The sequence below is a fragment of the Corynebacterium sp. HMSC074C01 genome, assembly GCF_001814605.1.
In the GTDB taxonomy this organism is placed as follows: domain Bacteria; phylum Actinomycetota; class Actinomycetes; order Mycobacteriales; family Mycobacteriaceae; genus Corynebacterium.
Map to the genome: position 1 here is coordinate 1 of NZ_KV817291.1, position 236 is coordinate 236.

Below are 236 nucleotides of genomic sequence, written 5' to 3' on the forward strand. Positions count from 1 at the left end.
ATGCGTTAGAAACCTATGATGATATCCAGCATGCGCAGAAAGTCATCGGCAGGATTATCGACGAATACAATAACCGTGACCGCCACAGCGGGCTGAATGGATACACACCTAGTGAAGTGTATTCAGGCACGTGGCGTGACATCCTTGAGCATCGCCGAGCAAAGGAAACCGTCTACTACGCGACGCACCCGCACCGCAGACCGGGCCTGACCCCCGGAAAGTAGACACGTCGGGGG

1 pseudogene is annotated in these 236 nt (G+C 55.5%); it reads left to right on the plus strand.

The annotated features are described in order from the left end of the window. A pseudogene (locus tag HMPREF2978_RS13355) lies at positions 1–224 on the plus strand (transposase); the annotation flags it as partial. Positions 225–236: the final 12 nt, after the last annotated feature.